The organism is Streptomyces sp. MS19, assembly GCF_047200595.1.
In the GTDB taxonomy this organism is placed as follows: Bacteria; Actinomycetota; Actinomycetes; order Streptomycetales; family Streptomycetaceae; genus Streptomyces.
Genome location: NZ_JBJZOH010000004.1, coordinates 1 through 21,775, shown reverse-complemented (window position 1 = coordinate 21,775; position 21,775 = coordinate 1). Strand labels below are relative to the sequence as shown.

21 protein-coding genes and 1 pseudogene are annotated in these 21,775 nt (G+C 73.3%); 13 read left to right on the top strand and 9 right to left on the bottom strand.

The features are described 5' to 3' along the window. Positions 1 to 14: 14 nt before the first annotated feature. The gene (locus tag ACL02R_RS05615) at positions 15 to 842 is read left to right on the top strand and encodes a hypothetical protein (RefSeq protein ID WP_412795728.1); all 828 of its coding nucleotides are present in this window, start codon (positions 15 to 17) and stop codon (positions 840 to 842) included. A gap of 273 nt (positions 843 to 1,115) precedes the next feature. Beyond that, positions 1,116 to 1,475, top strand: a pseudogene (locus ACL02R_RS05610) (RNA-binding S4 domain-containing protein); the annotation flags it as partial. Positions 1,476 to 1,594: 119 nt separating this feature from the next. Here ACL02R_RS05610 and ACL02R_RS05605 read toward each other — a convergent pair. From ACL02R_RS05605 to ACL02R_RS05590, 4 genes are all read right to left on the bottom strand, one after another. Continuing rightward, positions 1,595 to 1,897: a GNAT family N-acetyltransferase gene (locus ACL02R_RS05605; protein ID WP_412795727.1), complete on the bottom strand. Its 303-nt coding sequence runs from the start codon at positions 1,895 to 1,897 to the stop codon at positions 1,595 to 1,597. 56 nt (positions 1,898 to 1,953) lie between these two features. After that, positions 1,954 to 2,592 carry a DUF305 domain-containing protein gene (locus tag ACL02R_RS05600; protein WP_412795726.1) on the bottom strand — a complete coding sequence of 213 codons (639 nt, stop codon included), beginning with the start codon at positions 2,590 to 2,592 and terminating at the stop codon, positions 1,954 to 1,956. Beyond that, positions 2,589 to 3,236: a DUF3105 domain-containing protein gene (locus ACL02R_RS05595; protein ID WP_412795725.1), complete on the bottom strand. Its 648-nt coding sequence runs from the start codon at positions 3,234 to 3,236 to the stop codon at positions 2,589 to 2,591. Before ACL02R_RS05595 ends, ACL02R_RS05600 begins: the two co-directional genes overlap by 4 nt. A 67-nt stretch (positions 3,237 to 3,303) precedes the next feature. Beyond that, positions 3,304 to 3,693 carry a hypothetical protein gene (locus tag ACL02R_RS05590; protein WP_412795724.1) on the bottom strand — a complete coding sequence of 130 codons (390 nt, stop codon included), beginning with the start codon at positions 3,691 to 3,693 and terminating at the stop codon, positions 3,304 to 3,306. Between the two features lie 293 nt (positions 3,694 to 3,986). Between ACL02R_RS05590 and ACL02R_RS05585 the strand changes: the two genes are divergently transcribed. The 6 genes from ACL02R_RS05585 (at position 3,987) to ACL02R_RS05560 (ending at position 8,757) form a co-directional block, all read left to right on the top strand. Then, positions 3,987 to 4,946, top strand: coding sequence for a sporulation protein (locus tag ACL02R_RS05585; protein ID WP_412795723.1), 960 nt, complete (start codon positions 3,987 to 3,989; stop codon positions 4,944 to 4,946). 231 nt (positions 4,947 to 5,177) lie between these two features. Next, positions 5,178 to 6,095 carry a sulfotransferase family protein gene (locus ACL02R_RS05580; protein ID WP_412795722.1) on the top strand — a complete coding sequence of 306 codons (918 nt, stop codon included), beginning with the start codon at positions 5,178 to 5,180 and terminating at the stop codon, positions 6,093 to 6,095. Then, positions 6,092 to 6,556: a hypothetical protein gene (locus ACL02R_RS05575; RefSeq protein WP_412795721.1), complete on the top strand. Its 465-nt coding sequence runs from the start codon at positions 6,092 to 6,094 to the stop codon at positions 6,554 to 6,556. Before ACL02R_RS05580 ends, ACL02R_RS05575 begins: the two co-directional genes overlap by 4 nt. Next, positions 6,553 to 7,749, top strand: a complete 1,197-nt coding sequence (locus ACL02R_RS05570) for a glycosyltransferase family 4 protein (RefSeq protein ID WP_412795720.1) — start codon at positions 6,553 to 6,555, stop codon at positions 7,747 to 7,749. The genes ACL02R_RS05575 and ACL02R_RS05570 overlap by 4 nt, the downstream gene beginning before the upstream one ends. Before the next feature lie 184 nt (positions 7,750 to 7,933). After that, complete coding sequence (locus ACL02R_RS05565) at positions 7,934 to 8,335, top strand: hypothetical protein (RefSeq protein WP_412795719.1); 402 nt, start codon at positions 7,934 to 7,936, stop codon at positions 8,333 to 8,335. A gap of 68 nt (positions 8,336 to 8,403) precedes the next feature. Beyond that, positions 8,404 to 8,757 (top strand): hypothetical protein, encoded by a 354-nt coding sequence (locus tag ACL02R_RS05560; RefSeq protein WP_412795718.1) that lies wholly within the window; start codon positions 8,404 to 8,406, stop codon positions 8,755 to 8,757. Between the two features lie 24 nt (positions 8,758 to 8,781). Here ACL02R_RS05560 and ACL02R_RS05555 read toward each other — a convergent pair whose 3' ends face one another. Further along, positions 8,782 to 9,684 (bottom strand): ABC transporter permease, encoded by a 903-nt coding sequence (locus tag ACL02R_RS05555; RefSeq protein ID WP_412795717.1) that lies wholly within the window; start codon positions 9,682 to 9,684, stop codon positions 8,782 to 8,784. Continuing rightward, a complete protein-coding gene (locus tag ACL02R_RS05550) occupies positions 9,681 to 12,380 on the bottom strand; it encodes an alpha/beta fold hydrolase (RefSeq protein WP_412795716.1) in 2,700 nt (899 codons plus the stop codon). Before ACL02R_RS05550 ends, ACL02R_RS05555 begins: the two co-directional genes overlap by 4 nt. Positions 12,381 to 12,585: 205 nt before the next feature. Here ACL02R_RS05550 and ACL02R_RS05545 point away from each other — a divergent pair, with 205 nt between their 5' ends. From ACL02R_RS05545 to ACL02R_RS05535, 3 genes are all read left to right on the top strand, one after another. Continuing rightward, positions 12,586 to 12,813, top strand: coding sequence for a potassium transporter TrkA (locus tag ACL02R_RS05545; protein ID WP_362962877.1), 228 nt, complete (start codon positions 12,586 to 12,588; stop codon positions 12,811 to 12,813). Between the two features lie 10 nt (positions 12,814 to 12,823). Beyond that, positions 12,824 to 14,314 carry a cation:proton antiporter gene (locus ACL02R_RS05540; protein WP_412795715.1) on the top strand — a complete coding sequence of 497 codons (1,491 nt, stop codon included), beginning with the start codon at positions 12,824 to 12,826 and terminating at the stop codon, positions 14,312 to 14,314. A gap of 211 nt (positions 14,315 to 14,525) precedes the next feature. Further along, the gene (locus ACL02R_RS05535; RefSeq protein ID WP_412795951.1) at positions 14,526 to 16,019 is read left to right on the top strand and encodes an MDR family MFS transporter; all 1,494 of its coding nucleotides are present in this window, start codon (positions 14,526 to 14,528) and stop codon (positions 16,017 to 16,019) included. Between the two features lie 80 nt (positions 16,020 to 16,099). On the opposite strand, the gene ACL02R_RS05530 is transcribed toward ACL02R_RS05535, so the two are convergent. After that, positions 16,100 to 16,360 carry a DUF397 domain-containing protein gene (locus ACL02R_RS05530; protein WP_362962873.1) on the bottom strand — a complete coding sequence of 87 codons (261 nt, stop codon included), beginning with the start codon at positions 16,358 to 16,360 and terminating at the stop codon, positions 16,100 to 16,102. Between the two features lie 5 nt (positions 16,361 to 16,365). Then, positions 16,366 to 17,223, bottom strand: a complete 858-nt coding sequence (locus ACL02R_RS05525; RefSeq protein WP_412795714.1) for a helix-turn-helix domain-containing protein — start codon at positions 17,221 to 17,223, stop codon at positions 16,366 to 16,368. A gap of 221 nt (positions 17,224 to 17,444) precedes the next feature. Here ACL02R_RS05525 and ACL02R_RS05520 point away from each other — a divergent pair, with 221 nt between their 5' ends. Next, positions 17,445 to 17,909, top strand: a complete 465-nt coding sequence (locus tag ACL02R_RS05520) for an ATP-binding protein (RefSeq protein ID WP_412795713.1) — start codon at positions 17,445 to 17,447, stop codon at positions 17,907 to 17,909. A gap of 75 nt (positions 17,910 to 17,984) precedes the next feature. Here ACL02R_RS05520 and ACL02R_RS05515 read toward each other — a convergent pair whose 3' ends face one another. Beyond that, positions 17,985 to 19,643, bottom strand: a complete 1,659-nt coding sequence (locus tag ACL02R_RS05515; RefSeq protein WP_412795712.1) for a SpoIIE family protein phosphatase — start codon at positions 19,641 to 19,643, stop codon at positions 17,985 to 17,987. A 356-nt stretch (positions 19,644 to 19,999) separates the two neighbouring features. Here ACL02R_RS05515 and ACL02R_RS05510 point away from each other — a divergent pair. After that, on the top strand, positions 20,000 to 21,775 hold a 1,776-nt coding region (locus tag ACL02R_RS05510; protein WP_412795711.1), incomplete at its 3' end, for a CARDB domain-containing protein.

Sequence of the window (21,775 nt, the reverse complement as noted above, 5' to 3'; positions counted from 1 at the left end):
TCACCATGTCACCGATGAGACGCCGGGTCCGCTCGGCCGTGGCAGTGGCGGGGCTCACCGCGCTGACCGTCGCCTGCGGCGGGGGCGGGGAGGACGGACCCGGGCCCTTCGGCGGGGCGAGCGGGCCGTCGGCCCAGGGCAGTGACGGCACGGGCGGTGACGACACGGGCAGCGGGGACCTGGGGGCATTGGAGGGACTGACGGCCCCGGAGATCTCGGAACGCGCGCGGCAGGCGCTCGTGTCGGTCGAGTCGCTGCGCGTGAACGCGCAGGGCACGTCCGATTCCCAGGCCATGACCATGGACCTGCATCTGGACCGTGCCGGGTCCTGCGTGGGATCGGTGAGTTCCGCGGGCACGGGATCGGTCGAGATCACCGTACGAGCGGGCGAGGAGGTCTGGATGAAGCCGGACGCCGAGTTCTGGCAGACCAACCTCGGTGCCGCCGACCCGCAGCTGGTGGCCCTCCTGGACGGCCGCTATCTGCACGGCAGCACCAGCGACCCCGAGATGGCCGGAATGGTCGGCGTGTGCGCGCTGGAGGACATGCTCGCCGAGACGGCGCAGGACACGGACACGGACGGCGACGTGACGCTGGGAGAGACCACCGAGCACGACGGTGTCCCGGCCGTCACCCTGCACCTGGACGACCCCGACGGCCCGCAGACGATGCTGGTCGCCACCGAGGGCGAGCCGTACCCGCTGCTGCTCTCGGGTGAGGACGAGGAAGGCCCGATGGAGATGGCGCTCAGCGCGTTCGACGAGCCGGTCGTGGTGGAGGAGCCGCCGGCCGCGCACATCCTGGAGGTCGCCGACTTCCGGTCGGGCGACATCCAGGCGTGACCTGCGGCCTCCCGCCCCGGCCTCGGGGAGGTTCGCCGGGTCAGGCTCCCCCGGGTGCGGTGCATCGCGGGGCGCCGGAGCGCAGCTCGTACTCGGCCCTGCTCGCGCGATCCGGCGACGCGGCGAGGTTCCCCCGGGCCCGGAGGGCCTGGGGGGTGCCCCGATGCCGGGCGTCGTGAGTCGGTCGACCTCCCCGGCCACAGCATTAGAGTCGGCGGTATGGCCACCACCGAGAACCGTCCCCGCCCGGAGCCGGGACACACCGACCAGGGCAGCGTGCGGGTGGACAGCTGGATCTGGTCCGTGCGGCTCGCCAAGACCCGTTCCGCGGCGGCCACCGCCTGCCGCGGCGGCCACGTCCGGATCAACGACGAGCGCGCCAAGCCCGCGCAGCACGTGCGGGTGGGCGACGAGGTGCGGGTCCGGCAGGGCGAACGCGAGCGGATCGTCGTCGTCAAGCGCCTGCTGAGCAAGCGCGTGGGCGCCCCGGTCGCCGTCGAGTGCTACGTGGACAACAGCCCGCCGCCCCCGCCGCGCGTCGAGGCGCCCGCGCCCGCCGGACTGCGGGACCGGGGCGCGGGGCGGCCGACGAAGCGTGAACGCCGCCAGCTGGACCGCCTGCGCGGCCAGTGAACCGGGCGGCGGGACCGTGGTCCCCGCCGCCTGGTGGGCCGTGCGTCAGGCGGCGCCGGAGGCGGGCTCCGGGGCGAGGGGGAGGCAGACGGCGTAGACCGTCGCCTCGGTGTCGGGGCTCAGTCCGTGGCGTCGCTGCCCGGCTCGAAGGCGACGTCGTCGTACTCCGGGTGGCGCGTCAGCCAGTCCGAGATGAACGGGCAGGCGACCAGCGCCCGCAGCCCGCGCCGCCGCGCGTCCTCCAGGGCGGCGCGGGCCAGCGCCCCGCCGATGCCCCGGCCCTCGTACTCCGGCCGCACCTGGGTGTGCGGGTAGACGGCCAGCCGGTCGTCGCGCAGGTAGTCGGCGAAGCCCGCGACGGTGCCGCCGTCCCTGGCCTCGAAGCGGCTCGCGTACTCGTTGTCCGTGACGGTGATGCCCACCGGACCATCCTCGCCGCGGGGGCGGCGCCGCGCACGCGGGGCGCCGCCCCCGCGGGTCAGGCGGGCGGCGCCGTGGCACCCCTGGCGGTCAGCAGGTCGGTCATCAGGCCGATCTCCGACTCCTGGGAACGCGCCATCCCGGCGGCCAGGTCCCGTATCTCGTCGGTGTCCGCCAGCTCGGCACCGGCCTCGGCCATCTCGACACCGGCGCGGTGGTGCACGGTCATCAGCTGGAGGAACAGCACCTCGGCGGCACGCCCCGAGGCGGCCCGCAGCTCGTCGAGCTGCGCGTCGGTCGCCATCCCGGGCATCAGCGCGCCGTCCCCGGCCTGGTGGGCGTGCCCGCCGTCGTCCATCCAGCTCATCGGCGGGGTGCCGGGGGCGACCGGCGCGCCCCAGCTGTCCAGCCAGCCGAGCATCATGCCGCGCTGGTTGGCCTGCGTGTTGATGATGTCGTAGGCGAGCAGCCGCACCTCCTCGTCGTCGGTGCGGTCCCTGACGATGAACGACATCTCCACCGCCTGCTGGTGGTGGATCGCCATGTCCTGGGCGAAGCCGACGTCGGCCGAGTCCTCCGCGGGCACGGACGGGCCCGAGTCGGCGCGGGCGAACGCGGTGAGCGCGACGAGCAGCAGGGCGGCGACGGCCGCCAGGCCGCTCGCCGCCGTCAGCCAGCGCCGGGCGGCGGAGGTCACTGTCCCATCCCGCCGGTGCAGGCGGCACCCGGCTCCTGGGTCTGCGGGCCCTGGACGTACGCCTCGAAGAACTCGCCGACCCGCTCGTCGTCCGCGCTGTCCACGCCGAGCTGGTGGCCCCATGCGGTGAGCATGACCGGGCTCTCCTGCTCGGCGACCGGGCTCAGCAGGGAGTACGGGGTGGAGGAGACGCGCTCGCCCAGGGTTTCGACGTCCGCCTCGGTGGCGCTGTCGTTGTAGGTGACCCAGACGGCGCCGTGCTCCAGCGAGTGGACGGCGTTCTCGTTCGGGATCGCCTCGGTGTAGACGTCGCCGTCGCAGTTCATCCAGACCTGGTTGTGGTCGCCGCCGACCGGCGGGGTCTGCGGGTAGTCCACGGTGCCGTCCACATGGTTGCGGCCGAGGTCCGACCAGGTCTGCTCGCCCTGGACGGTGGCGGCGTCGCCGGACGGGGCGTCGTCGCCACCGCCGGTGCTGGCGACGAGCCAGGCGCCGCCGCCGACCACGGCGGCGAGGATGACGGCGCACGCGACGATGGTGAGCCTGCGGTTGCGGCGGTCGCGCGCCTGCTCGATGCGGCGCGCCTCGGCTATCTTCGCGCGGCGGTCGGCGGCCGGGCCGCGCTTCGTCTTGCTGGTGCCCATGAGGAAGTCCTTGTCACGGATGAGGGGGTTGCGGTCGGTCGAACGGCGGATGGCGCGGGACTTCCCGTCACGTCCGGTGGACCTGGAGCCGGTGGAGGTCCACCGCCGGTGCGGCGTCGTGCACCGGCCCGTTCACGCGGGCGTCCGCGACCGGCCGCAGGGCGGGCGGCGGCGGGTCCTGCGGGGGGACGTGCAGCGCGACGGGGAGCGGCAGGACCGGGCTGACCGCCGCCCCGGGCGCGCCGTGGCAGCTGTCCGCCGGATCGTCCAGGGCGGCGGGCGGCTGGATCTCGGTCCTGGCGGGCGGCTGTCCCGCGGCCGGGTGCCCGGCGGCCGTGGCCGGCGAGCACAGGCCGATGGCGCACAGCAGCGTGACGAGGACGAACAGGCAGCGGGCGGCGACGGTGCCGGCCGCGGGGCCGCCCGTTCCACCGTGTCCGTCACCCGTTCGGCTCATCGACGGTCATCGTACTCATGGGCGATCTCCAGGGAACCGGTGCCGACCGCACCCGTACGGACACACAGCGGTTCCGGTCCTCCGGCGGCCGGAAAGGACCGGATCGGTGCCGGAATGAACCGCCGCGGGCGATCCGGCGTCCTCGCCTGCGACGGCGGGCGCGCGCGATAGCGTGGCACCGGCCGTGCGGGGCACGACAGTTGGCCCCGGCACGGCGCGGCACCGGCGCGGAACGGCGCGACGGCCGCACGACGACATGACGGCGCGAACAACGACATGAAGGAGACACCGGGATGGTGTTCAAACGGCTGCTCGGGGCCATGGGCGTGGGCGGCCCCTCGGTGGACACGGTCCTCGACAGCGGGGCCGTGCTGCCCGGCTCGGTGCTGACGGGCCGGGTGCTGGTCCAGGGCGGCACCTCGGACGTGGAGATCAGCCACATCACCCTCGACTTCATCGCCCGTGTCGAGGCGGAGGGGCACGAGGGGGAGAGCGAGGGCGTCGTCGTCTTCGACCGCGCCCGTGTCGGCGGCGGCTTCCGGCTGGCCGAGGGCCAGTCGTACGAGGTGCCGTTCTCGCTGCCGGTGCCGTGGGAGACGCCGATCACCGAGCTGTACGGCCAGCCGCTCGGCATCGTGCTCGGCGTGCGGACCGAGCTGGCGGTGGCGGGCGCCGTGGACAAGGGCGACCTCGACCCGCTGCTGGTCCGCCCGCTGCCCGTCCAGGAGGCGGTGCTTGAGGCGTTCGGGCAGCTCGGCTTCGGCTTCAGGTCCGCCGACCTTGAGCTGGGCCGCATCGGCGGCACCGGGCAGACGCTGCCGTTCTACCAGGAGATCGAGCTGACGCCGCCCGCGCAGTACGCGGGGGCGATGCGCGAGGTGGAGATCAGTTTCATCGCCTCCCCGGCGGGCCTGGAAGTGGTGCTGGAGGCGGACAAGCGCGGCGGCTGGTTCTCGTCCGGGCACGACGCGGTGAACCGCTTCGCCGTCGGGCACGGGGACGTCGGCGCCGTCGACTTCACCGCGCTCGTGGACTCGTGGGTGCGGCAGCTCGCCGGCGGTCACCAGCCGTCGTACGGGCAGCGGCACGGCGGCCACGGGTACCACGGCGGTCACGGGGGCCACGACCACGGCGAGCACCGCGGCCCCGGCGCCGGCGCCGTGGTGGCCGGTGTGGCGGCCGGCATCGTCGGCGGTTTCGTCGCGGCGGAGATCGTCGACGAGATCGGCGACGCCTTCGAGGGCGAGGACTGACCCCCGGGCGCGGCGCCCGTCCGGCCCAGCGCCCACTCCCCCGCCCCCTTTCCCCACCTCGCTCACTCGCGCGGCAATTCACCCGCGCGAGTGAGCATTTCCGCTTTACGGGCCGGGCACACCAACGCGCCGAAGTACGCGGGGTTTTCCCGCGCCTCTCTTTCTGGTGTATGAACAAGCCTGAATGACATTCCCTTGTTCTTACCCCACTTGGTGTTCGGTACATACGCGATGACTCTGCTACGGAAAATCAATGCCGCACTCGGCTCGGCGACCGGATTCCGCGTCTGCCGCGTCCACCCCCCGGCGGTCCGGGAGCCCGCCGCCCGCAAGCCCGTCCCGCCCGCGCGCCCCGAGCCGCCCCCGTTCCGCCCCCCGGCGCACCCGGAGACGGACCGGCTGCTGCGCCGCCCGGTGTTCATCATCGCCCCGGTCCGCTCGGGCTCGACGCTGCTGCGGATGACGCTGAACGCCCACTCCCGCCTGCACGCGCCGCACGAGCTGCACTTCCGCCGCCTGGAGGTGCGCTGCACGACCCGGCTGGCCGAACGGGCCCTGTCCGTCCTCGACCTTCACCGTGCCGATCTCGAACACCTGCTGTGGGACCGCGTGCTGCACCGGGAACTGGTGCGCTCGGGCAAGTCCTGCCTCGTCGAGAAGACGCCGAGCAACGCGTTCGTCCACGACCGGCTCGCCGCCTGCTGGCCCGACGCCAGGTTCGTCTTCCTGCTGCGCCACCCCGGCGCGATCGCCAGGTCGTGGCACGAGGCCGACCCGGTGCGCCGCGACCCCGAGCAGGCCGCGTGCGACGCGCTGCGGTACATGCGTGCCGTCGAGCGCGCCCGCGCGGCACTGCCGGGCCACACCGTCAGGTACGAGGAGCTGACCGGGGACCCGGAGGGTGCGCTGCGGGAGCTGTGCGCGTTCCTCGGCGAGGAGTTCGAGCCGGGCATGGTCGAGTACGGCGCGGGGCGCGCGCGGGAGATCGACGGCCTGGAGAAGGGGCTCGGCGACTGGCGGGAGAAGATCCGCACCGGGCGCGTCCAGCCGGGCCGCGACCTGCCGGACGCCGAGGAGGTGCCCGCCGTCCTGCGGGAGGTCTGCGACGCCTGGGGGTACGCGCCCGAGCCCGGCGGTGTCGCCAGGTGAGCGGGCATGCCGAGATCGCGGAGGTGTGGCCGCGCGACGGGCGCCTGCGGCTGGTGGGCGCGCTGCACGGCCACGCGCCGCGGCGCCGCGCGTTCGACCGGCTCAGGGCGCTGACCACGGCGGCCGGGGAGTGGTCGCTCCAGTTCGTGCTGCGCGACGACCGCGGCCGTCCCTGGCGGCTGCGCTACCCGGCGCCGCTGGACGGCACGCGCTTCGACGTGTCGCTGCCGGTGGCCGACCTGGCGCCGGAGGACCTGCGGGTGCCCGCGTACTGGGACGTCTGGCTGTCGGCGCCGGACGCGCGGCTGCGGGCGGGCAGGCTCCTGGACGGCATCACCGGCAAGAAGGAGATCATGGTGTACCCGGGCCAGTCGGTCCCCAGGGCGGACGCGGCGGTGCTGGTCAGGCCGTACTACACCGTCAAGGACAACCTGTCGGTCGAGGTTCGGCCGGCGCGATGAAGATCCGTTACCTGCTGCTGCACGCCTACGGGATGGGCGGCACGATCCGCACCGTCTTCACCCAGGCCAACGCCCTGGCCGCCGCCGGGCACGACGTGCGGGTCGTCAGCGTCGTGCGGCGCGCCGACCGGCCCTACTTCCCGCTCGACCCCCGCGTGCGGCTGACCGCGCTGGACGACCGGCGGGCCGGTACGCGCCGGGTGGCGCCGCGCCCGGGGCAGGGGATCGCGGGGCGGCTGCGCGTCCGGCGGGCCGGGCGGCTCGCGGCCAGGCCGCCGCGCTGGGTGCCGCCGGGCGAGAGCGGCTACGGGGCGTTCGACCGCGGTCTCGAACAGAAGGTCGTGGCCTACCTCGCCCAGCTGACGGACGGTGTGCTCGTCACCACGCGTCCGGCGCTGAACCTGCTGTCGGCGCGGTTCGCGACGCACGGCGTGGTGCGCGTCGCGCAGGAGCACATGAACCTGGGCGTGCACAAGGGCGACGTCCGGGCGGCGATCGCGCGCTGGTACCCACGGATGGAGGCCGTCAGCGTCCTGACCCAGCGGGACCAGGACGACTACCGGACGGCGGCGCCCGGCGCGCGGGTGGAGCGCATTCCGAACGCGGTGCACTCCCTCAGGCAGAAGCCCTCGACGTGCGTCGGGCACATCGCCGTCGCGGCCGGGCGGCTGCGGCCGCAGAAGGGCTTCGACCTGCTGATCCCGGCCTTCGCGGAGGCGGCCGCCGGACTCCCCGACTGGCAGCTGCGGATCTACGGCGAGGGCGACCGGCGCAAGCAGCTGCGGAAACTCATCGAGGAGCACCACCTCTACAACCAGGTCTTCTTGATGGGCCGCACCGACCAGTTGGACGAGGAGCTCGCCAAGGCGTCGTTCTACGTGCTGAGTTCACGGGCCGAAGGGCTGCCGATGGTGATGATCGAGGCGATGGCGCACGCCGTTCCCGTGGTGAGCTTCGACTGCCCGACCGGACCTGCCGACGTGCTCACCCACGGCACGGACGGGCTGCTGGTCCCACCGGGAGACGTCGGCGGGCTCGCCGGGGCGATGCGGCGGCTGATGGCGGACGAGGCGCTGCGGGCGCGGATGGGCGACGCGGCGCTCGCGACGGTCCAGGGGTACGCGCCCGAGGTGATCGGCCGCCGCTGGCAGGACCTGTTCGAGGAACTGCTGGCGGCGCGGCGCGTGCGCTGAGCCGGGGCGGCGGCGGGCAGGGCGGGTGTGGGCCGGTCGGGTCCCGGGCGCTGGGCCGGTGGGGTGGAGTGCCGCCCGGCAGGGGCGGGCGGGCGGGACGCGGGACGGGCGCGGGGGGAGGCTTTCCTTCCCGCTTCCCTCTTCCCTCCCCCTCTTCACCCTCCCCTGCGGACAGGAGCACGCCATGTGGGGTTTCGGCACGGTCACCAACGAGTCCCGGCTGCCGGTGGTGGTCGAGTACCCCGTCGCGGCCGGGACAGCCGTCACGATCGGGCGCCCGCACGCGACGCGGGGCCTGGCGCGGGTGCGGATCGGGACGGTGGGGCTCATCCAGCTCGTGGACGGGGGCGGCGCGGACGGGAAGAGCCCGGCCGGGGAGGCGGGGACAGGGGTCCTGGAGATCCAGGCGGGCGAGAATCTGGCCACGTGGACCTATGACGCGGACAACCCGCTCACGGTCGATGTGACGGTGCGTCAGGACGGGGCGTTCACGCTGGTGAGCGGCGACCGGGAGCTGTCGGGGGAATTCCGCGGACCGGCCGGCCCCGGGGCCGACGCGGCGGCCGGGGGACCCGTTCTGGAGTGACGGCCGGGTTTCAGGACGCAGATGCGGGTATCCGATGATTCCGGATGACGGAAGATCGGAGAAAGGTTATGACGACCGACGGAACGTACGCCAGGGTTTTCGACGAGGTACAGATCGGCAAGGGAATCCGTCCGGTCGCCCAGCACGGATATGTGACCGTCGAGGACGGCGTGCTGCATCTGCTGGGCTCGGACCGCCACCTGATCGCCAGCGCGCCCATGAGCAAGGTGAAGGCGGGCAAGGCGCGCTTCTCCGGCGGCATGACCGTCGCGATGAAGGTCGACGGCTCGCGCTACAACGTCTCCCCCGGGTACGGCGACCGTGCCGGGAAGCTGGTGCGGCCCGGCCGCCCCGAGCTGGTGGAGCACGCGGCCGAGGAACTGCTCGACCTCATCGAGGCCGGTGGCGGCCGGGTCGACTGACCCGGGACCCGGCCCCCGCTCCCGTCAAGAAACGATGTCCTTGGTGCGGAAGGCCCGGAAGGCGAGCGCCAGGAAGACCACGGCGCAGGTGACCGAGACGGACACGCCCCGGGTCATGGCCCCCCACTCCAGCTCGGGCTGGAAGGCATCGGTCCAGGCGAACTGCCAGTGCGCGGGCAGGAATTCGCGCCAGTCCCCCAGCGCCGTGACGGCGTCGAGGATGGACCCGACGATGGTCAGGCCGAGCGCACCGCCGACCGCGCCGAGCGGCGCGTCGGTCACCGTGGACAGCCAGAAGGCCAGCGCGGCCGTCACGAGCTGCGACAGGAAGAGGTACGCGACCGTGACGGCGATGCGGCCCGCGGCGTCCCCGGCGGAGAGGCTGCCGCCGGTGGGCAGGGCGAGCGGGCCCCAGCCGTAGGCGGCGGTGCCGACCAGCAGGGCGGCGAGCGGCAGCAGCACCATGGCGGCGGCGCTGAACAGCAGCGCCACCCACAGTTTGACCAGCAGGAGCCGCGACCTGGGGACGGGCGCGGCGAGCAGGTAGCGCAGCGAGGACCATCCTGCCTCGGATGCCACGGAGTCCCCGCAGAAGAGCGCGACGGGGACCACCAGGAGGAATCCGGCGGACAGGAACAAGCAGGTGGCGGCGAAGTTCACCCCGGACGTTGTGGCGGCGTCCACGAGGGTGGACTCGCCGCCACCGTCGGGTGTGCCGCCGACCGCGAACGCGACGGCGACGACCGGCGGCAGCAGCGCGAGCAGCGCCGCGATGACGAGGGTCCTGCGGCGGCGGAGCTGCCGTACCGCCTCGACGCGGACCGGGAGGGTGCGGCGCGGCGCGTAGCCGGGCGCGGAGTCCAGGGCCGTGGTCGCGCCCCCGGCGGGGGGCGGTGCGGACGGCTGCGGGATGGCGGGCGGGGTCATCGGGCACCTCCGATGAGGGTCAGGAAGGCGTCCTCCAGGCGGCGGTACGGTCCCGCGCCGCTCACCGGGATGTCCCTGCGGACCAGTTCGGCGATCAGTTCCGCGGCGGTGCGGCCGTCGAGGTGGACCAGCAGACCGGTCCCGCCGCGTTCGGCGGCGGCGACGCCGGGCAGAGCGGCGACCTCGGCGAGCTGCCCGTCGGTGACGGGCGCCTCGGTGGCGACCAGCAGGGTGTCCCCCGATCCGCTGATGGTCTCGACCGGGCCCGCCTGGACGAGCTGCCCGCCGTCCATGACGACGAGGTGCGTGCAGGTCTGCTCGACCTCGGCCAGCAGGTGGCTGGAGACGATGACGGTGCGGCCCTCGGCGGCGTAGCGGATCATCACGTCCCGCATGGCGCGGATCTGCGGCGGGTCGAGCCCGTTCGTCGGTTCGTCGAGGATCAGCAGCTCGGGCAGGCCGAGCATGGCCTGGGCGATGGCGAGACGCTGCCGCATGCCCTGCGAGTAGGTGCGGACGGCGCGGTCGAGGGCCGTGCCGAGGCCGGCGATCTCCAGGGCCTCGTCCAGATGCGCGTCGGCGGCGGGGCGGCCGGTGGCGCGCCAGTACAGCTCCAGGTTGGCGCGGCCGGTGAGGTGCGGCAGGAAGCCCGCGCCCTCCACGAACGCGCCGACACGGGACAGCACGGGCGCGCCGGGCCGTACGGCGTGGCCGAAGACGCGGATCTCGCCGCTGTCCGGGGTGATCAGCCCCATGAGCATGCGCAGGGTGGTCGTCTTGCCCGCGCCGTTCGGCCCGAGCAGGCCGAGGACCTGGCCGCGGGCGACCTGGAAGGAGAGGTCCCGCACGGCGTACCGGTCGGAGGAGCGCGCGTACCGCTTGCTGAGTCCGGTGATGCGCAGCGGCACGTCGGCGAGCTGCGGGTCGGGCGGCGGCGCGGAGGTGGGGCGGCGGCCGGTCAGCAGCAGGGCGGCCGCGACGGCGACGGCGGCGAGCGGCAGTCCCCAGGTCCACCAGGGCAGTCCGGTGCCGCCGGTGGTCACCTCGGGCGCGGTGGGGAGGGAGAGGCCCTCCCCGGCCGGTTCGGCGGTGACGGTGGCGGGCTGGGCCGGGGAGGCGTAGCCCATGTCGGTGGTGGACAGCACGAGCCGCATGCGGTGGCCGTCGGCGAAGGGGTAGTCGATGGCGGGGAGGGTGAGGTCGGCGGTGACGCCTTCGTCGGTCCCGTCGAGCCGGACGGGGGCGACGAGCTGGGCGGGCAGGGACTGCTGTCCGCCGTCGGGCGACACGTCGTAGAGCTTCGCGAACAGGACGACGGACGGGGTGTCGGCGGTGACGCGGACGCGGACGGTGGGCGAGCCGGTGACGTGCACGGTCCGGTCGAGCGGTGCGCTGTCGAACTGGGCGTACTGGCCCGGGAAGTCGAGCGACAGGCCGAGGCCGATGCCCGCGAGGCGGCCCACCGCGTTGCCGAGCCCGGGGACGGCGGAGACGGAGGGCGGCGCGCCGCCCGGCGGGTTGACGAAGGTGACGGGGTCGCCGCCCAGCGGCACGGTGACGTCCTCGGTGCCGCCGAGCCCGGGGTAGTGGTCGCCGCTCGCGCTGCGCAGGAGCGTGTCGCCGTTGGTGGAGTCGAAGCCGGTGACGCGGGTGACGCGGAAGGCGGGGCCCGTGTCGGCGCCGGGGTCCTCGCGCAGGTAGCGGTCGAACCAGTCGGTGACGCGGCCCTCGGTGCGCCCGGCCTCGGAGACGCCGCCGTCGTGCCCGGCCCACACCCAGTCGACGGAGACGGGCGCGCCGCCCGCGGCGATGGCGGTGGCCATGGCGTCGGCCTGGCCGAGGGGGAAGAGCGAGTCGTGCTGGCCCTGGGTGATCAGGGTGGGCACGTCGATGCGGTCCGCGACGGCGGCGGGGCTGCGGTCGTGGAGCAGCGCGAGGGCGGCGTCGTCGGGCGCCCCGGCGACGGCGACGCGTTCGTACAGTTCGCACAGGTCGGCGGTGAACGTGCCGCAGCCGGGCTCGGGGACGGGCTCCTCGCCCGTCTCGCCCGCGGCGCCCGTCTCGGTGGAGCCGGTGGTGAAGAGGATGCCGGCCCACAGGCTCTTGAAGACGCCGCCGGGGAAGAGGGCGTCGGCGAGGTCCCAGTAGGTGATCCGGGGTGCGATGGCGTCCACGCGGTCGTCGTGGCCCGCGGCGAGCAGCGCCGCGGCGCCGCCGTAGGAGGAGCCGGTGATGCCGACGCGGGGGTCGCCGTCGGCGTCGAGGAGGACTTCGGGGCGGTCGGCGACCCAGTCGAGGAGGCCGCTGATGTCGGCGATCTCGGCGTCCGGGTCGTTCAGCCCGATGCGGCCCGTGGAGGCGCCGAAGCCGCGCGCCGACCAGGTGAGGACGGCGTACCCGGCGCGGGCGAGGTCCTCGGCCTCGTCGCGCACGTCGTCCTTGCTGCCGCCGAAGCCGTGGGCGACGAGGACGGCCGGGCGGCGCGCGTCCCCGTCGCCGGCCGTGAACCAGGAGGCGTCGATGCTGACCGTGCCGTCCCCGCCGGGACCGGCGGGCAGGTCGAGCGCGAGGTCGGAGCGGCGGACGGCGGGCGCGTCGTCGGCGAGGACGGTCCAGGTGCCGGCGCCCGCGAGCACCGCGAGCGCGGCGGTGGCGGCGAGCAGCCGCCCGCGTCGCCTCGGCCATCGGATTCCCATGCGCTGAGCGTCCTTTCACGGCCGGGTGACGAAGATCGCCCTACCGTACCCAATGGCTCGGACACTCTCGGTGGCGGCCTGTGGCGGGTGGCTGCCGGGTTTCGGGGCGCGCGGGGGTGAGAATCGGGGCGTTCAGGACACCGCCGTGCGCAGCGGACGCGGGGCGGGGTCGCCGCAGGGATCGAGCGGAACGCGAGGAGCCGTCATGGGCAAGGGAGTGCACGTCCAGGAGCTGCCGGGGGTGGGGAAGCGGTACGACATCGACCTCGGCCGTCCCGACCAGCGGATCTCGGTGGTCATCCGGTCGGGCGGGGTGCGCGACCTCTATGTGTTCGCCTCGGAGTCGGCGGACCCGACGGCCGTCATCGAGCTGGCGGAGGAGCAGGCGCGCAAGGTGGCGGCGGTGCTGTCGGCCACCTTCTTCGAGGACTGAGAGCGGGCGGGTGGCGGAGGCCGACCTGCTGGGTCTGGGGGTCGCGGTCCTGCTGGCCGGGCTGGTCGCGCGGGGCGCGCGGCGGTTCGGGCTGCCGTCGGTGCCGTGCTACATGCTCGTCGGGATCGTGACGGGTCCGGGTACGCCTGGCCCGGTGCTGGTGGGGCATCCCGGGGAGCTGTCGCTGCTGGCGGCGCTGGGCCTGGTGCTGCTGCTGTTCCACCTCGGGGTGGAGTTCCCGGTGGACCAGGTCGTGGGCGGCGGGCGGCGGCTGTTCGCGACGGCGGGCTGCTACATCGCGCTGAACATGTCCGCCGGGCTGCTGCTCGGCTTCGCCCTGGGCTGGGGCGGGCCCGAGGCGCTGGTGGTGGCGGGGGCGCTCGGCATCTCGTCGTCGGCGATCGTCACGAAGTCGCTGATCGAGCTGCACCGGCTGACGAACGCGGAGACGCCGGTGCTGCTGGGCGTCATCGTGATCGAGGACCTGTTCCTCGCGTTCTACCTGGCGCTGCTGTCCCCCGTCCTGTCGGGCGGCGGCGGGCCGGTCGAGCTGGTGGGGGACGTGCTGCGCAGCTTCGGTTTCCTGCTGCTGCTCTTCGCGGTGGCGCGGTTCGGGGCGCGGGCGGTGCAGGGGCTGATCGGCAGCCGCGAGGACGAGCTGCTCGCGGTGCTGACGATCGGGCTGGTGCTCGTGTCGGCCGGGCTGTCGCAGGAGGTGGGGGTCTCGGACGCGATCGGCGCCCTGATGATCGGCCTGGTGGTGTCGCGGACCGAGCTGGACGAACGGGTGGAGCGGCTCGTCCTGCCGCTGCGGGACGTGTTCGCGGCGGTGTTCTTCGTGACGTTCGGGCTGACGATCGACGTGGCCGATCTGGGCCCGGTGCTCGTTCCCGTGCTGGCCGCGGTCGCGCTGACGGTGCTGGCGAACGTGTCGGCCGGGATCGTGGCGGCGCGGCTGTTCGGCTTCAACCAGCGGGGGGCGGCGAACATCGGGCTGACCGTGCTGGGGCGCGGTGAGTTCTCGCTGATCCTGGCGACGCTGGCGATGGGCGCGGGTCTCGATCGCAGGATCGGCCCGTTCGTCGCGCTGTACGTGCTGGTGCTGGCGATCCTCAGTCCGCTGCTCGCGGCGAAGTCGCAGTACCTGGCGCGGTTCATGCCGGACTGGCTGCTGCGGCCGGGCTGGCGCTATGTGCGGGAGGAGACGATCAGCACGTCCTGCACGCATCTGGACCAGATCCGGGTGACGGAGACGGACACCGACGTGTGCCCCGAGTGCGTGGCGGTGGGCAGCGAGTGGGTGGAGCTGCGGCTGTGCGTCACGTGCGGCCATGTCGGGTGCTGCGACGACTCGCCGCTGCGGCACGCCAGCGAGCACGCGCGGGAGACGGGGCATCCGATCATCCAGTCACTGGAACCGGGCGAGGACTGGCGCTGGTGCTTCCCCGACGAGACCCTGGTCCGCGCCCCGATGGGCTCCCGGCGCGGCGGTGACGGCTGAGCGAGGGGCGGAGCGTACCGGTGCATGTGCCGGACTTCAACAGGTGCGTGCACGTTGACTAAAGCTTTCCCCAATTTGTTTACGTGTAGTAAGCAACTTGTCGTATCGTCGAGTCCGAGTTGCTACCGATGGGGAGAAAGTGACCACTCACAGTAAGGATTCGACGACGCAGGCCGACATAGCCCCGCCGCCGCCCGACGCGCCCGTGGCGATGACGCACTCGGAGATCATGCGGGCACTCTCCGGGCTCCTGCTCGGCATGTTCACGGCGATACTGTCCTCCACCATCGTCACGAACGCGCTGCCGAGGATCGTCTCCGACCTGGGCGGCGGCCAGTCCGCGTACACCTGGGTCGTCACGGCCACGCTGCTGTCGATGACCGCGTCGATGCCCATCTGGGGCAAGCTCGCCGACCTGTTCAGCAAGAAGCTGCTGATCCAGATCTCGATCGTGATCTACGTGGCGGGCTCGATCGTCGCCGGCCTCTCGCAGAGCCCCGCGATGCTGATCACCGTCCGTGTCGTGCAGGGTCTCGGCGTGGGCGGCCTCGTCGGCCTGTCGCAGATCATCCTGGCGGCCATGATCCCGCCCCGCGAGCGGGGCCGGTACAGCGGCTACCTCGGGGCGACCTTCGCGGTCGCGACCGTCAGCGGCCCGCTGATCGGCGGCGTCCTCACCGACACGCCCGGCCTCGGCTGGCGCTGGTGCTTCTACATCGGCGTGCCGTTCGCCATCGCCTCCCTCTTCGTGCTGCACCACACGCTGCGGCTGCCCACCGTCCGCCGCGAGGTGCGCATCGACTGGGCGGGCGCCCTGCTGATCAGCGCGGCGGTCTCCCTGCTGCTGATCTGGGTGACCCTGGCAGGCGACAAGTACGACTGGGCGTCCGGGACCACCGCGCTGATGGTCGGCGGCTCCCTCGCGCTCGGGGCGCTCTTCCTCCTGGTCGAGAGCCGGGCGAGCGACCCGATCATCCCGCTGCGGCTCTTCCGCGTACGGACGATCGCGCTCACGTCGGTGGCCTCGCTGTTCGTCGGCGTCGCCATGTTCGCGGGCACCGTCTACTTCGGGCAGTTCTTCCAGCTGGCCAGGGACCGCAGCGCGACCATGTCCGGTGTGATGACCATCCCGATGATCGCGGGGCTGTTCGTGGCGACCACGGTCTCGGGCCAGGTCATCACGCGCACGGGCCGCTGGAAGTACTGGCTGGTCACCGGCGGTGTCCTGGTCACCGCCGCCCTCGGCCTGCTGAGCACGATCCGGTACGACACCCCGTACTGGCGCGTCGCGGTCTTCATGGCCCTCATGGGCCTGGGCATCGGCATGATGATGCAGAACCTGGTGCTCGCCACACAGAACCAGGTGGAGCCGAAGGACCTCGGCTCGGCCAGCTCCGTCGTCGCGTTCTTCCGCTCCTTCGGCGGCGCGATCGGCGTCTCGGCCCTCGGCGCGCTGCTGGCCAACCGGGTCACCTCGTACACGGAGGACGGCCTCGCCGACGCGGGCATCGACCCGGCCGCCGCCGGGGGCGCGGGAGGCGGCATCCCGGACATGGACGCGCTCCCGGCGCCGCTGCGCACGGTGCTGGAGAACGCGTACGGCCACGGCGTCGCCGACGTGTTCCTCTACGCGGTGCCCGCCGCGTTCGCGGCGCTGGTGCTGACCGTGTTCGTCAAGGAAGTGGCGCTGCGCAGCCACCACTGAGCGGCCCGCGCCACCACAGCAGGGAGCCCCCGTCCGTGCGGACGGGGGCTCCCTGCTGTACGGCCCGGGGCCGGGCGGGCTCAGGCGAGGAGGAAGTCCGCCTCACCGCGCTTCGCGCCCCGGATGAAGGTCTCGATCTCGTGGGGGGTGTAGATCAGGGCGGGCCCGTCGGGGTCCGTGGACTGCCGCAGCGCCACCCGTCCGTCGGCCAGCTTCATGGCCTCGACACAGTTCCCGCCGTTGGTGCCGCTCCACGGCTTGTGCCAGCCGTCGGCCCCCAGCTCCCTGGCGGGCATGCCGTTGTATATGAAGTCCGTCGGACGACGCTTCTCTTGACCCATGGGTCTCAGAGCTCCTTGCGAATATCACCGAGGATGGCCCCGGTGTCCTGTACCGGTGCGGCCTGCGCACCCATGCGGTCGAGAACCTCCAGATAGGCCACGGTGTCGGGCCTCTCGTCGAGGTAGACCGCGCCGGTCAGACTCTCGGCGTAGATGATGTCGGGCAGCTCCGGGATCTCGAACCGGAAGAGCTGGAACGGCCCGAACATGCCGGGATGCGGACCCGCGCTGAACGGCATGATCTGTAGCGTCACGTTCGGCAGTGCCGTCGCCTCGATCAGCCGGTCTATCTGCGCGCGCATGACGGACGGGGGCCCGACCCGTCGGCGCAGCACATGCTCCTCCACCACGGCCCACAGCAGCGGGGCCCGTGGCCGGGAGAGCAGTTCCTGGCGCTCCATGCGGAGCGCGACCCGGCGCTCGATCTCCTCCTCGGCCGCGCCGGGGAAGCCGGTCCTCAAGAGGACGCGGGCGTAGTCGGGGGTCTGGAGGAGGCCGGGGACGCAGTGGGGCTCGTACGCGCGGATCAGGCCGGCCTCGCCCTCCAGGCTGACGTACAGGCTGAACCAGTCGGGCAGGACGTCGCGGAAGCGGTGCCACCAGCCGGGCCGGTTGGCCTCCTCGACCAGCCGCAGGAAGGCCGCGGCCTCCTCGGGCGGCGCGGCGTACCGTTCCAGCAGCGCCTTGACGTAGAGGGGCTTGAGGCCGACCTCGGCCTTCTCCATACGGCGCACGGTGGTGGTGTTGACGCTCAGTGCCTCGGCGGCGTCGGCGAAGGTGCAGCCGGCGTTCTCCCGGAGGTCGCGCAGGCGCAGACCCAGCACGATCTGTCCCACGGTCGGTCCCGACCGTGCCTCTGCCACGTCGCCTCCTGACGGCTCCCGCCGATGTCGGCGGCCCCAATTCCCGGTTCAGGGAAGAAGTTTGCCACACGCCGTAGCGGCATCGACAGAGATGCTTTCGCGCTCTGCGAATCGCAGAACTCCCCTTGCGCTCTGCCCCCAGCATTGCGCATAGTTATCAGGTGATCCGGCTCACCCCCGTTCCGGCCGTCCCCCAGGCCTTCCGGAAGGCGACTCCGCCCGTGCCCCCTCCGCGCGACACCCCTGTGGCCCAGGCGCTGCCGCTGCCCCGCTGCTCCCCCTTCCCGGGCGCGGACGGGCGCAGGGAACGCTTCGAGCTGCCCGCGGTGCCCTCGGCCGTCGCGACGGCGCGGGGCAGGACCGGTGCATGGCTCAGCCACTGGGGCGTGGCGGGGGACGCGCGGGACGCCGTGCTGCTGGTCGTGTCCGAGCTGGTCACCAACGCCGTGCTGCACTCCGGGGGCGAACGCGTCGTGTGCCGCGTCGAGGCGCGTGCCGACCTGCTGCGGGTCGAGGTCGCGGACGAGGGGGACGGGCCCGGCGGGGGACGTACGAGCCTGGTGCGCGCGGACGACGAGTGCGGGCGCGGCCTGCTGCTCCTCGACGCGCTGGCGAGCCGCTGGGGTGTCGTCTCGCCCGACGCGTCGGGCGGCTGCACGGTGTGGTCGGAGATCGCCCGCGACTGAGGCGCTGGGCGCGGGGCTGCTGTCTACTGCCCGCGCAGCAGACTTCCTCTCATTGCCTGCGGAGCAGACTTCCTCTCATTGCCTGCGGAGCAGGACCAACGCCATGTCGTCCTGGTCCGCCCCCGGCTGGATCTCCGACAGGTGGTCCGCCAGGTCCTCCAGGTCCCACGGGCCGTCGCTCAGCGCGGCCGTCAGGCAGGACGTGCCCTCGTCCAGGTCGCGGTCCGGTTTCTCGATCAGGCCGTCCGTGTACATCATCAGCGTCTCCCCGCGCCGGAGCGTGCGGTCGCTGACGGGGTAGTCCGGCTCGGCGGCGCCGACGTCCATGCCGAGCGGCAGCGTCCCCGGCACGGACAGCAGCGCGCTGCGCCCGTCCGCCGCCCGCAGCGCGGGGGCGAGGTGGCCCGCCCGTACGAGCCGCAGCCGCCCGGTCGCCGGGTTCAGCTCGGCGTACAGGCAGGTGGCGAACCGCTCTGTCTCCAGGTCACGCAGGAAGGCGGAGGCCCGTGACATCACGGCGCCCGCCGGATGGCCCTCGGACGCGTAGGCGCGCAGGACGATGCGCAGCTGGCCCATGACGGCCGCCGCGTGCGTGTCGTGGCCCTCCACGTCGCCGATCACCGTCGCGACGCATCCGTCGGGCAGCGGGATCACGTCGTACCAGTCGCCGCCGATGTCGCGGCCGAGCCCCGCCGAGCGGTAACGGACGGCGATGCGCGCGCCGGGGACCTCCGGGATCTCGCGCGGGAGCATGGCGCGCTGGAGGTCCTCGGCGAGGTCGTGCTCCTGCTCGTAGAGCACCGCGCGCTGGAGGCTCTGGGCGATGCTGCTGCTGAGGGCGACCATCAGGTTGCGCTCCTCGGGCGGGAACGGACGGTCCTCCTCGAAGAGCAGCCCGAGGCCGCCGAGCGCGGTGCCCTGCGCGGTGAGCGGCAGGTACGCGGCGGACCTGATGCCGTGCGCCAACAGGGCCTTCGCCAGCTCGGGGAAGTGGGCGGCCAGTTCCCCGGCCGAGGTGAGGAAGAGCGGCGCGCGGTCGCGGACGACCCTGCTCATCGGCAGGTCGTCCTCCATGCGCTGGTACTCGATCTCGGGCGGCGCCTCCAGGCCGCCGAGCACCAGGCGCAGGTGCCCCGACTCGATCAGGCCGAGGCGTACGCGCGCCGCGCCGACGAGCCGCAGCCCCGCCGGGCCGCCGAGGACGGACGTCACGTCCTGGACCGTCCTGGCGTTGGCGATGGCGCGGGTCGTCTCCTCGACGATGCTGGTCTGCTTGCGCCGCTCGACCGCGACGGCCTCGCGGTCCACGGCGTGGGACAGCTCGGCGGTGGCGTCCCTGACGATGCCGATGATCCGGTACGGGCGCCCCGTCCCGTCGCGTTCGATGTGGCCCTGGGTGTGGGTCCACTGGGTGAGGCCGTTGCGCCGGCGGATGCGGAAGTACGCGCCGTAGCCGCCGCTGCCGTCGCCCAGGGACTTGCGAAGCATGGCGTCCAGGCGCTCGCCCTCGGCGCGGGAGACACGGCTGGCGAGCGACTCGGGCCGGGAGTCCCACTCGTCGGGGCGCAGGTCGAAGACGTCGAGCGCCGCCTCGTCGAGGTGCATCACTTCGCGGTCGAGGTCCCAGTCGAAGCTGCCCATCCGGTTGAGGGCGAGGGAGGTGTCCGGGTGGACCGGCCAGTCCTGCGGCAGCGACTCCGGCGGGGCGGGCTCGTGCCGCCTGTTCTCGCTCATCTGAGGACCTCGGTGAGTACGGTTCCTCCCACTCTGGCATGTCCGGCATGTTCTGTCCCGTTGCGCGACCCCCCGCGGAGGACACGCGGCGTGACGGCCGGGCGCGCTACGGCACGACATGTCCCCGTCATGCGCAAACCGTTGACAAACTCGTGACCTGCTTGAAAACTCTGACTACCCTCTCGCAAGAGATCGACTAACTCACTTAATTCTCCGCAAGTTTCTTGCAAGTTCTCGGCAAGCGCACATCCCGTCTGTCGCGGTCCCCGTTCCGCCCCCCGACCCGGTGCGTCCCCCGGGGCCGGACGGGGCCTCCGGCAGCCCCCTGCGTCGTTCCCACGGAACTGAGGACCCCCATGACTTGGAGACAACTCGGCCGGCGGCTGATCAGCGCCCTGGCCCTGGCCGGCCTGCTGGTCGCCGGGCTGCTGCCCGTCGCCGGCGCCGCGTCGGCCGCCGACGGGCCGAACCTGGCCCTCGGCAAGTCCGCCACCGCCAGCGCCACCAACGGCGGCTTCCCCGCGTCCAGCGTCAACGACGGCAACCAGGCGTCCTACTGGGAGGGGCCGAACAACGCCTTCCCCCACTGGGTGCAGGTGGACCTCGGCTCCGCCGCCGCGATCGACCAGGTGGTGCTGAAGCTGCCGGCCACCTGGGAGGCCCGCACCCAGACGCTCAGCGTCCAGGGCAGCACGAACGGCAGCTCCTTCTCGACGCTCGCCGCCTCCCAGGGCCGCCAGTTCAGCCCGGGGTCGGCCAACACCGTCACCGTCGACTTCACCGCGACGCAGGTCAGGTACGTGCGGGTGCACGTGACCGCGAACACCGGCTGGCCCGCCGCGCAGCTCTCCGAGCTGGAGATCTACGGCGAGGACGACGGCGGCGAGGACCCGGGCGGTCCCGGTGAGCCCGGTGAGCCGGGCGAGGGCTCCGACCTGGCGCAGGGCAGGCCGATCGAGGCGTCCTCCACGACCTTCGACTTCGTCGCGGCCAACGCCAACGACAACAGCCTGTCCACCTACTGGGAGTCGAACGGCTTCCCGGCCACGCTGACGGTGCGGCTGGGCGCCAACGCGGACGTCAACACCGTCGTCGTCCGGCTCAATCCGGACGCCGCCTGGGGTCCGCGCACCCAGAACATCCAGATCCTCGGCCGCGAGCAGAACGCGAGCACGTTCACCTCGCTGCGCGCCGCCGCCGGCTACTCGTTCAGCCCGTCCGCCAACCAGAACACGGTGACCATCCCCGTCACCGGACGCGTCGCCGACCTCCAGCTGCGCTTCACGGGCAACACCGGCGCGCCCGGCGGCCAGGTCGCCGGGCTCCAGGTCATCGGCGTCCCGGCGCCCAACCCCGACCTGACCGTCACCGACCTGACGTGGACGCCCGCCGCCCCGGTGGAGACCGACGCGGTGCGGATCAGCGCGACCGTGCGCAACGCCGGTTCGGCCGCCTCCCCCGCGACGACCGTGAACGTGAGCCTGGGCGGCGTCGTCGTCGGCAGCGCCCCGGTGGGCGCGCTGGCGGCCGGGGCCTCCTCCACCGTCACGGTGGACGCGGGCCGCCGCCCCCAGGGCAGCTACACCGTCTCCGCGCTGGTGGACCCGACGGACACCGTCGTGGAGCAGAGCAACGACAACAACAGCCGCACCGCCGCCACGCAGCTCGTGGTCGGGCAGAGCCCGGGGCCCGACCTCCAGGTCCTCGGCATCGACCACAGCCCGGCCAACCCGGCGGTGGGCGCGCAGGTGTCCTTCACCGTGCGGGTCAACAACCGCGGCACCACGGCCACGAACGCCACCACCGTCACGCGCCTGACGGCCGGGACGACGACGCTGAACACCAACACCCCGTCGGTCGCCGCCGGGGCGACGGCGACCGTGAGCGTCAACGGCACCTGGACGGCGACCAGCGGCGGCGCCACGCTGACCGCCACCGCCGACGCGACCGACACCGTCGCGGAGACCAACGAGAACAACAACGTCTTCTCGCGCGCCATCGTCGTCGGCCGCGGCGCGGCCGTGCCGTACACCGAGTACGAGGCGGAGGACGGCCGGCACAACGGCACGCTGCTCCAGAGCGACCCCGAGCGCACCTTCGGGCACACCAACTACGCCACCGAGTCCTCGGGG